Here is a 10,679-nt window from a genome sequence, read left to right as displayed (position 1 = left end):
AAAATACTATTTTTATTTAACAGTTGTTGGACGTTCATGATTATCTCACCACCTGTAATTTCCAGAAGCTGAACCAGTTGCGCAATTCAAATTGGTCTTCGGTTAAGCCAAAGCCGTAAGTGAAGGGAGAGAAGAACGCAAAAATGGCGATCACCAATGTGGCAAACAGGGCAGTGTTGATTATGGTGTGTTTGTTGTTGGCGATAACCTCGTCGCGGTAGATATAGGTATAAATTAATGCCAGGTTAATCGCTCCAAAAATTAAAGGAATGAAATAATGATAGAGGTACATCACCCGCTCAATTTGTAGAATGGCAACCATATAGCTGACGTAGAGTCCCGTAAAGGCGCAGATCCAATAGAAAAGCTTTTCATCTTTAACAGGGTTGTTGTAAATGTAACGACTGATAATTAGACCCAGAGAGAGAATGATTCCGCCCACAACAGAGAACCAGACAATTGGATTGCCAATCAGGTATTTGTATTGGGTAACGGTTTTACCATCGACAGTATTTTTATCCCAGCGATAGCTGATGGTTTTACTGCTAAGCGGCCAGTTCATGGCGTAGCTGCCGTTTTCATCCGGCTTGCATTCATCCAGACGCGGAACGCCGTCTGCATACTCGCTCATGAATTTCCAGTTATCGCGCATCCCCAATGAAAAAGTCTTGAGTGACCAAGTATCGCCCATACGAATCTGGTTGATGTATTCGGGAGATGCCTTGTAGGTTCTATTGTCAACTATCTTTTCGCCCAGACCTATGTGGACATAAAAAACGCCGAGGAACACTGCTGCTGCAGGCAGGACACCGGACGGCACAGTAACGGCGATACGCTTGATAAGTGCTTGCCATTTCCACAGTTTAATATTGTTCCATTGATCGACACCAAACAGCATTACCAACAATAACAATTCAATCGCCGAGGTGGCTTTTACGCTAGTGGCCAAACCGATGAAGGTTCCCAGCAGGGCATAATCCTTGAGGCGAATAGGTTTTCCACTGGTGACAATACGAGTAAAAAAATACAGTTCGGCAAGAATAAAAAATAATTGGATCCCGTCGAGATGCACCGCGCGCGCATGTATGACCAGCGCATTATCAAAAATGACCAGACTGGTGAATGCCGCTGCAAGCCATGCCCGTTGCGTTATGCAATTGATGATGCCGTAAAAAAATAAAACCGAGAGTGCCATCATTACAGTTGATGGCCAGCGGAAACCTTTGTAGGTCATTTCGGGTGGTGCGTTGTCGCCGGTTAGATAGTCGGTTTCCAACAGTTTGGATTTGTTGACATTCTCGTTGCCGCCAAACAGCACTTCGCCAGCTGCCATCAGCAATTTGCCAAGTGGTGGATGTGGTTCCATATACATCACACCATCAACATATTTTTGTGCGTTGGGCACGTGATAGTTTTCATCCCAAAACATCGCTTGTGGAGTGCCGTAATAGGGGAAGTAAATACCCAGTGAAATCACCAAAATAACGGCGGGATAAATAAATCGTGCGTAGGTCTTTAAGACGTTCTTTAAGGAATTATTCATGATGTCTGTTGTTATGTTTGATGTTGTTGTAAGGAATTATTTTTTGCGCAAACCTTTACCGGTTGCCGCCCAATAAAGTCCACCATAGATATGCTCCAGAAACAGTGCATCGCTGTAGGTGGCGGGCATGTGCCCAAGTGCGGTGTAAAACGCGCGGCCGCCATCGTAATCGTGATACCAGGCGATGGGGTGGAACTTGCCCATACCTTCACCTTTTTTGGTGCCCCAATCGGTTACTGGATTAAAGGTTTGCTCATCCACGGCCAAAATATAATTCAGTCCTTTAATACGCTCTGCGCCAAATTCATACCATTCATCCGTCCATAAAAAACGATCGGGCATGCGTTCAACACCAGGGAATTTGCGATTGGTAACGGTAAGTTCAGCGGTTTGAATTTCTGGGTGTATGTGGAACGTGCGGCCCACCATTTTGGTGTACCAGTCCCAATCGTATTCGGTGTCGGATGCGCTGTGAACGCCAACGAAGCCTTTGCCCGAGCGAATGAAGCGCTCCATCGCCGCTTGCTGTTCATCGTTGAGAATATCGCCGGTGGTTAACAGGAAAATGACAGCTTGGTATTTTTTGAGTTTTTCATCATTAAAAATGCTGGCATCTTCATGCCAATCAACGCTGAAGTGGTGGCGCACGGCAAGTTCTCGTATTGCAGTGACACCTTCGTTGACGGATTCGTGGTGCCAACCGTTGGTTTTGGTAAAGAGCAATACGTTGAATTGCTGTGCCTGTGCGCTAAAGGCAGTACAGAAAAGGGCGCAGGTCAGTGCAAGGGATAAGGCGATTTGTCTACGCATACTATTGTCTCGCTAGTGGATTGTTATTGTTGTCCCTGATGTCTTCTTATCTTTTTTAAGCCGGCCCATCATAAGCGATACAAATTTATAGGCAATAAAAAAGGGCGCTGATAGCGCCCTTTTTGGAACAGTATCTTAGCTGTGAGAACTATGCAGCGCGACGTCGTGCAAAACACACACCTGCCAAGCCTAACATCAATAAAATCAGGGAGCCTGATTCAGTCACTTCAACGGCTTCAAAAGTAATGGCTTTTAATTTGAAATAGTCATCCTTTTTGGTCAATCCATTGCCTGTGCCAAAAGCCGTGTTGTAAGCGCCGACCAACCAGTATTGAGATGTCACATCTGCTGTGTTAACCGCAAAGGAGCCGTTGCCATTGCGGTTGTAGTTGCCCACAACGCTCCAGCCGTTGTTCAGAAGGTTGGCCCAGTTGCTGCCTAAGCCATTGAGGTTACCTACAAAAGGGGTTGCACCTGTGTAAGCCAGCAGGGATACATCGGCGTCGTTTTGATGCCAACCAATATTCAGACCGCTAAGATCAACAACCTTGGTAAAGGAAAACAGAAGGGCGTCGTAGTCGCCGCTCCCGTTATCCACAGCGTGGTGGGGGTTGTTGGCATTTTCAACACCTATTCCCGAGTTGTTCCATCTGCCGATTACATCTTGTGCAATGGCTTTGTTACCGGTGGATTTATTTGACCAGCCGGTTACAGCGACGTCGGCTTCAGATGAAGTGTAGTTGAATGACCAAACATAACCTGCAGTATTTGGTGCCAGATTGACAGTAACTGGTACGGCAAATGCGCTCATGACAAAGCCGGTGCTCAGTGCTAGTCCTGCAATAAGCGATTTAATGGATAACATGATGGGTAGTCCGTTAAGTAGAGTGATTGAGTGGGTACAGCTAGACGCCAAAAGAGCACTTTTTGTGCCACGCTGACTAAGATACTGATTTTGTTGTGATGCAGGTTTAGTCTTAGGTGGCAATTTAGGTGCATGTGATAAAAATTTCGACATATTTTGGTGCCTTTTTCTGTGCCAGGGATCGATCCCTTCGCACACTTATGAGGACACTTTTCATTTCTGTGGGTGACAGGATTTTCTGGAGTTCGGGCATCAACAGGCCGAACAGCCCTGGGGCAAGGGTCACCCCGGCGTCTTCTCACTGACAACTTGGGGTTGGTGAAGATTTTTTGTCCAATCCAGCCCGCCAAGCGGCAAGGGTGTGAATATCTGAAGGAAAACGCAGCGGAAAATGAGGCAGTGATGCGGGCAATTGGAATGCCATAGAATTTGGCTATAGTCTTTTGGGAAGGGCGTGTAGCTTTACCTTAGGCGATGCAAACGGGCACACTGGGCGCCATCAAATTGAATTGAGTTTTTCATGACCCTGACTGAGTTGCGCTACATCGTCATACTTTCGGAAGAGCAGCATTTCGGGCGCACGGCCGAGCGCTGCCATGTGAGTCAGCCGACCCTCAGTATCGCGGTGCGCAAGCTGGAGGAGGAGCTGGGGGTGGAGCTGTTTGAGCGCACTAAGACCAAGGTCCAGCCGACCGTATTGGGTGAAAAAATTGTCGCCCAGGCGCGCTTGCTACTGGCTCATACGGCTACCATCAAAGCGCTCGCGGATGCCGGTAAAGACCAGCTCAATAGCCCTTTGGCGCTGGGAGCGATTTTTACCATGGGGCCTTATCTCCTTCCGCAACTTATTCCCCATTTGCAAAAGCAAGCGCCCAATATGCCGCTCTTTGTGCAGGAGGATTACACCGCTAACCTGCGCAAAAAACTGCGTGATGGCGACCTGGATGTCATCCTGGTGTCGCTGCCGTTTAGCGAATCCGATGTGGTGACCCAGGAGTTGTTTGATGAGCCGTTTGTGGTGGTGATGCCGCAGGCACATCCCTTGGCGCGCAAGACGGAAATCGCACCGGCCGACATCTCCCGCGCAGAGCTACTGCTGCTCGGTGACGGCCACTGCCTGCGCGAGCAGGTGTTGCTGCTCAACCCTGACTGGCGGGAACCGGACGAAAGCCAGCACAAGCGTTACGCGGCCGAAGGCAGTAGCCTTGAAACCCTGCGCTATATGGTGGCTGCGGGATTGGGGTTGAGTATATTGCCGCGCTCGGCGGCGGAGGCTGGTTTGTGTGCGGCGCATCGCTTGGTTGCCCGGCCACTTGTGGGCGGCCAGCGCAAATTAGCCTTGGCTTGGCGCGCGAGTTTCCCGCGCCACAAGGCAATTGATGTGCTGCGCAAGTCGATCCAATCCTGTAGCGGTGCCTACTGGAATTTTACGACCGAGCCGGATGCGCTTGAGCAGACTATGCTGCCCTTAGCGAACTGGTAAGGGAAGCGCGGGTAATTATTGGAACGTTTTCGGTTATGAATACAAGCATGAACCCACTCAAAAAAATCGTCATCCTCGGTGGCGGCACCTCCGGTTGGATCGCAGCCTCCATGCTTGCTGCGCATCTCAAGCGCGAGCTGTGTGAGATCGAATTGGTGGAGTCGGAAGAGATAGGTTCTATCGGGGTGGGTGAATCCACTATTCCGCCGGTGGTGCGTCTGATTACCAGCTTGGGGATCGATGAAGAGGAATTTATCCGCGAGACCCAGGCCTGTTACAAGTTGGGTATTAAATTCGTCGATTGGAAGGTGAAAAACCAATCCTATTTCCATCCTTACGGCGCGCTCGGCAAACGTATTGGCTCGCAGGATTTTTACCAGTGCTGGCTCAAGGCGACCATGGAGGGTGAGCAATACAACCTGCAGGATTTCTCGCCCTGTGCGGTGATGGCGGCCCAGGAGCGTTTTTTTCCGCCAGCACAGGCGATGAACACGCCGATTGGCGGCGCCGGTTATGCGGTGCATCTGGATGCAAAATTAGTGGCGGCCTATTTGCGCCGCTATGCTGAAGCGCGCGGAGTTATCCGCAGTGAGGGCAACTGCGTCAATGTGTTGCGTAAAGAAAATGGATTTATCGAGGCGCTGGAGTTATCTGGCGGGCGCAAAATCGACGGCGATTTTTTTATCGATTGTTCGGGCTTTAAAGCCTTGTTAATTGAAAAAGCTCTCGGTGTTGGTTTTGAAGATTGGTCGAATTATTTGCCCTGCGACCGCGCCATAGTCGTTAAAACCCAGGTCGCCGGCTCGCGCATGCCCTACACCACAGCGACCGCGCGTAAAGCAGGCTGGGCGTGGCGCATTCCGCTGCGCAACGGCACCGGCCATGGCTATGTGTATTCGAGTAAATTTTGTAGCGATGCCGAGGCCAAAACTACCTTGCTGAAAAATCTTGATGCGCCGCGTATTAATGATCCGCGTGCGATTAGTTTTAATACAGGAAGGCGCAAGGAATTTTGGAAAGGCAATTGCTTGGCGTTGGGTTTGTCGGGTGGATTTATTGAACCGCTTGAATCTACAGCGATTCATTTAATTGCACGCGGAATGGATTTCTTTTTGCGCTTTTTCCCCGATGCCGATTGTGAACCGAGTTTGCAACGTGAATACAATCGCCGTATGGGGGCTGACTTTGAAGAAGTGCGCGATTTTATCGTGCTGCACTACTGCGCCACCGAGCGCGACGACAGCGATTTTTGGCGCTGGTGCAAAACCATGGAGTTGCCCGAATCGCTGCGCGAGCGCATCGATTTATTTAAAGGTCACGGTATTTTGCGTGAAGACAACGATGAGCTGTTTCGCAGTACCAGCTGGCAATCGGTCTTTGAGGGCATGGGAATTCGTCCGCAAAAATACAGCCCGCGTGTCGATAACCTCGACTTTGGCCAGATCAACGAAACTCTGAAATTAGCGCGTTCTGCGATTTTTAATATGGTGAAAAGTTTGCCCTCGCACGATGCCTATTTGCAGGAGCACTACGGTGCTGATACAGAAATAACCAAGTCGTAATGGATTATTCGCTCGCCGCCAGATAGCTGCCGTTTAAATAGCTGCCACCTTCCACTATTGCAATGCTATGTGTTGGGTATACCTCGCTCAGATGCAGGCGCGTTTCGCGTTTTACCAGTCGGGTGTCGCTAACCTGATACTCGTTATTGGAGCCCACCATAATCACCTGATACAAGCTAAGGTTGTCGCCCGCATGCAGGCCATTATTAGCGCCGCCGTGCAGTAACACTTGAGTCTGCCCGGGGGCGCTATCAATCGCGGCCATAAAGGGCTGGCAGTGAATGACCTGTGCCAGCTCGGTGCTGATCTTATTGGCTAATGACTTGATTCGTTTCCCGTAGTGGGTTTTGGCAAAAGCGGGCGAGCTAAAACCGATTGGTTGGCGCTGGTTCCATATACCATTGGTCGAGTAGCTTTTGTTGAGCAGTAACTCACCAGTAAAGCCGTCGCGTAGTTGCACCTCCAAACTCATAATCCGTGTGCGCTGGTCAAACATTTTGATGTGGGTGAGGTCGTAGAACCCGTTGGCAAATTGGCGGTATAAGCTGGGGTTGTAGGTGGTGTCTGGCGCCAGCATGGACATGTCGATAATTGTCCCGCTCAGCACAAATTGGGTGCGCATCTGGCGCGCAATTTTTTGCGCTTGCTGCTTGAGTTGGGTTTCGCTCAGATCAGCTTGTGCAAACCCCCAAGGCATTACTGCCGGGCCTGTAGAGTGGTATTTCTGACGCAACTGCGCGCGGATAAGTTCAGGTAGCCCGGATTCGGCTGCGAAGAGGTTGCCCGCATTGGCTGTATGTGGCGAGCTGCGCAGGAATTGGGTGATGGCCAGCGCTTTGGATAGGTTGTCGTGACTGCGGCTTTGGTCGGGGCACTGGCCTCTGGCGAGGTATTGGGTTGAGGGCTTGCTCGCAGGGGTTGTCGGTAATTCGCTGGTACCCACTACAACACCGCTATCCCCCGGGGTGGATTGGGGTTTGTAGGCGATATCATCCGGTACAATCGAGTTACCCAATACAGATGAACTCAGGCTGATAATGCAGGTCAACAGCAGACTGTTTATCCGCTGGGGCAGTGCGTGTAGCGAACCCATGGCAGGCTCCGGCGTGATGCGCGTATAGTGTGGATGATAAACGTGGGCTATCACCAATGTGTCGGCTCCTGGCAAAAATTCTTTAATCCCCCCCCAACGCACGTAAATTGTTAAACCGATCACAGGGCAAATAGATGGGCAAAGTTGTTATCTTCACCTTGTTGGTGAGCATGATTATTGGATGCAGTTCCACGGGGCGCAGCTATGTCGAAACTGAAATGGCCGAGACCCTTGAGGTGGAGATACTTCCCAATACTTCCAAGATGTTTACCTATCGCTTGCGCTGGCCAGAGGAGAGAATCCCGAGTCATATACGAGTTGCGCGCGGTGGCGCCAATCCAGGGCAGGAATTTGCCAAGGGTGGCGTCGACGTGGGGCGCGGTACCTATGAGCGGCTGCTGGAAAATACCGCTTATGTGATCGAGCAGGCAGGTTATTGCCGCGACGGTTTTTTTGAGTTGGACCGTAGCATCTCGCGCTATCACTTGTGGGTGCGCGGCGAGTGTAAAGACAGCGCTACTGCGGCAGATCAGCACGCCTTTGGTGCCAAGCAAGTCCTGACGCCAGAGCACTGGCGTAAATCGCCCTAGTGGCTGGCGCAATATAAACCTGCCGACTGGCTGTTTTTTGCGCTGGTCTGGCTCACAATCCTACATTTAATGCTCCCGCAGTTGTCTTGCTAATGCCCCTCCAAGCGGGTAATATCCTGCGCCCATTTGCCTAGCCTCTGGATACCAGGGGCTTTTTTGTCTGGGATGTGATTTGGCGCGGCTTTCGCATGAGCTTTGCTCTTGATCCATACGTATCCCTTGATAGTGTTTTTTGTTGAGAATCAGCCTATGACCACTGGCCTCTACCAGATAGACGAGTTCAAAGATAACTGCGGTTTTGGTTTGATTGCCCATTTAAAGGGCAAGACCAGCCATCGTCTGCTTACTACGGCGATTGAAGCCCTGACTTGCATGACCCACCGCGGTGGCATCAATGCAGATGGTAAAACTGGCGACGGTTGTGGCTTGTTGATCCAAAAGCCGGATGTTTTTTTGCGCGCTGTTGCAAAAGAAGCTTGCGGCGTAGAGCTGACCTCTGTTTACGGTGTGGGAGCGATCATGCTCAGCCCGGATGCTGCTGTTGCTGACAAGGCGCGTGAAGTTATGGCGGAAGAATTGACCGCTCAAGGCCTGATTGTTGCTGGCTGGCGTGAGGTGCCGGTTGATCCGACCTGCCTTGGCCCAATCGCCATGCGTTCTCTGCCGGCGTTTAATCATTTGTTCGTAAATAACCCCGACCTCAGTATTGAGGAAATGAACTCCAAGTTGTTTATGGCGCGTCGCAAGGCTGAAATCCGCCTGCAAGACGACAAAACGTTCTATGTGTGCAGCCTGAGTACCGGTATTCTCTCCTACAAAGGGTTGATGATGCCGGTTGACTTGCCGCGTTTCTTTTCCGATTTGGCTGATGAGCGCCTGGAGACAGCAATCTGCGTATTCCACCAGCGCTTTTCTACCAATACCTCGCCGCGCTGGCCATTGGCTCAGCCATTTCGTATGCTCGCACACAACGGCGAGATCAACACCATTGTGGGTAACCGCAACTGGGCGGTGGCGCGTACCCCTAAATTTGTGACGCCGCTGTTGCCTGATCTGGGTACCGTGACGCCGCTGGTAAACCGCACCGGTTCCGACTCCTCCAGCCTTGATAACATGCTGGAAATCTTGACGCTTGGCGGTATGGAATTGCATCGCGCGATCCGTATGCTGGTGCCGCCTGCATGGCAGAACGTGGAAAATATGGATCCGGATCTGCGCGCGTTCTATGAATACAACTCCATGCATATTGAGCCTTGGGATGGCCCCGCTGGCTTGGTAATTACCGATGGTCGTTACGCGGTATGTACCCTCGACCGCAACGGTCTGCGCCCATCGCGCTGGGTTATCACCAAAGACGATATGATCACCGTGGCCTCGGAAGTGGGCGTGTACGCCTATGATCCAGCTGACGTAGTCGCCAAAGGCCGCCTTGGCCCAGGCCAGATAATGTCGATCGATACCGCTACCGGCACATTGCACAACACGCAGGATATCGATAACCAGTTGAAGTCGACCCAGCCCTATAAAAAGTGGCTGAAAGAGCGCGCCTTGCGCATCGAATCAACGCTCAATACAGATGCCAAAGAAAATGGCATCGAAGGCATCGCCCTCAAGGCCAACATGAAAATGTTCCAGGTGAGCTTTGAAGAGCGCGATCAGTTGCTGCGTCCGCTCGCTGAAGGTGGCCAGGAAGCTGTTGGTTCTATGGGTGACGATACCCCTATGGCTGTGCTGTCACGTCAACAGCGTTCACTCTATGACTATTTTCGTCAGCAGTTTGCGCAGGTCACCAACCCGCCCATCGACCCGCTGCGCGAAGCGATTGTGATGTCGCTGGAAACTTGCCTTGGTCGTGAATTGCCTGTCTACGACGAGTTGCCCGAGCATGCCGACCGCGTGATTCTCAGCTCGCCGGTGCTTTCGCCCGAGAAATTCCGCGGTTTGATGAATTTAAATCGCCCCGGTTACGAAGTGGCGAAATTCTCGCTCTATTACAACGCCGAAGAAACCAACCTTAAAGCTGCCCTGACCAAGCTGTGTGCTGATGTGGCTGCTGCGGTTAAGTCAGGCAAGGTGCTGATGGTGTTGAGCGATTACGGCTTTGAAAAAGGCCTGCTGCCAATCCCTGCGCTGCTGGCGGTAGGTGCTGTTAACCAGCATTTGACCAATGTCGGCCTGCGTTGCGACGCGAATCTGATTGTAGAAACCGGCAGCGCCCGCGATCCTCACCAGATTGCTGCCCTTATCGCCTATGGTGCAACAGCGGTCTATCCGTTCCTGAGCTACTACGTGCTCAATGACTTGATTGAAACTGGCGAATTGCTGAGCGATGTGGATACCGCCTACAAAAACTACCGCAAGGGCATCGATAAAGGCCTGCTGAAAATCCTGTCCAAGATGGGGATTTCAACGGTGACTTCTTATCGTAGCGCGCAGTTGTTTGAAGCGATTGGCTTGTCGGAAGAAGTGGTCTCCATGTGCTTCGAGAGCACTCCATCGCGCATCGCGGGAGCGCGCTTTGAAGATCTGGAAGCAGACCAGAAAATTCTAGCGCAAAGCGCATGGTTGGATCGCAAGCCGATTGTACAGGGTGGATTGCTCAAGTACGTTCACGGCTCGGAATACCATGCTTACAACCCCGATGTAGTGCAATCGTTGCAGCGTGCCGTACAAAGTGGCAGCTATGCACTCTGGCGCAACTATGCGGATCTTGTTAACAAACGTCCGGTGTCT

At 51.2% G+C, this 10,679-nt stretch carries 8 protein-coding genes; 4 read left to right on the top strand and 4 right to left on the bottom strand.

Annotated features, from left to right (window positions below):
* Positions 1-40: 40 nt before the first annotated feature.
* The 3 genes from ACWA6V_RS09910 to xdp1 form a co-directional block, all read right to left on the bottom strand.
* Positions 41-1,543: a phospholipid carrier-dependent glycosyltransferase gene (locus ACWA6V_RS09910; RefSeq protein ID WP_449522335.1), complete on the bottom strand. Its 1,503-nt coding sequence runs from the start codon at positions 1,541-1,543 to the stop codon at positions 41-43.
* 36 nt (positions 1,544-1,579) lie between these two features.
* Positions 1,580-2,353, bottom strand: coding sequence for a ThuA domain-containing protein (locus ACWA6V_RS09905; RefSeq protein ID WP_449522334.1), 774 nt, complete (start codon positions 2,351-2,353; stop codon positions 1,580-1,582).
* A gap of 148 nt (positions 2,354-2,501) precedes the next feature.
* Positions 2,502-3,218, bottom strand: a complete 717-nt coding sequence (xdp1, locus tag ACWA6V_RS09900; protein ID WP_449522333.1) for an exosortase-dependent surface protein XDP1 — start codon at positions 3,216-3,218, stop codon at positions 2,502-2,504.
* Positions 3,219-3,738: 520 nt separating this feature from the next.
* Between xdp1 and ACWA6V_RS09895 the strand changes: the two genes are divergently transcribed.
* Positions 3,739-4,701: a hydrogen peroxide-inducible genes activator gene (locus ACWA6V_RS09895; RefSeq protein WP_449522332.1), complete on the top strand. Its 963-nt coding sequence runs from the start codon at positions 3,739-3,741 to the stop codon at positions 4,699-4,701.
* Between the two features lie 47 nt (positions 4,702-4,748).
* Positions 4,749-6,263 (top strand): tryptophan halogenase family protein, encoded by a 1,515-nt coding sequence (locus ACWA6V_RS09890; protein WP_449522331.1) that lies wholly within the window; start codon positions 4,749-4,751, stop codon positions 6,261-6,263.
* 4 nt (positions 6,264-6,267) lie between these two features.
* On the opposite strand, the gene ACWA6V_RS09885 is transcribed toward ACWA6V_RS09890, so the two are convergent.
* Positions 6,268-7,356, bottom strand: a complete 1,089-nt coding sequence (locus ACWA6V_RS09885) for a flagella assembly protein FlgT middle domain-containing protein (protein WP_449522330.1) — start codon at positions 7,354-7,356, stop codon at positions 6,268-6,270.
* A 134-nt stretch (positions 7,357-7,490) separates the two neighbouring features.
* Here ACWA6V_RS09885 and ACWA6V_RS09880 point away from each other — a divergent pair, with 134 nt between their 5' ends.
* A complete protein-coding gene (locus tag ACWA6V_RS09880; RefSeq protein ID WP_449522329.1) occupies positions 7,491-7,946 on the top strand; it encodes a hypothetical protein in 456 nt (151 codons plus the stop codon).
* A 249-nt stretch (positions 7,947-8,195) separates the two neighbouring features.
* Positions 8,196-10,679, top strand: a 2,484-nt coding sequence (gene gltB / locus ACWA6V_RS09875) for a glutamate synthase large subunit (RefSeq protein WP_449522328.1), incomplete at its 3' end; no start/stop codon positions are given.

Source organism: Cellvibrio sp. (assembly GCF_053579595.1).
This window is presented reverse-complemented; position numbering and strand designations above follow the sequence as displayed.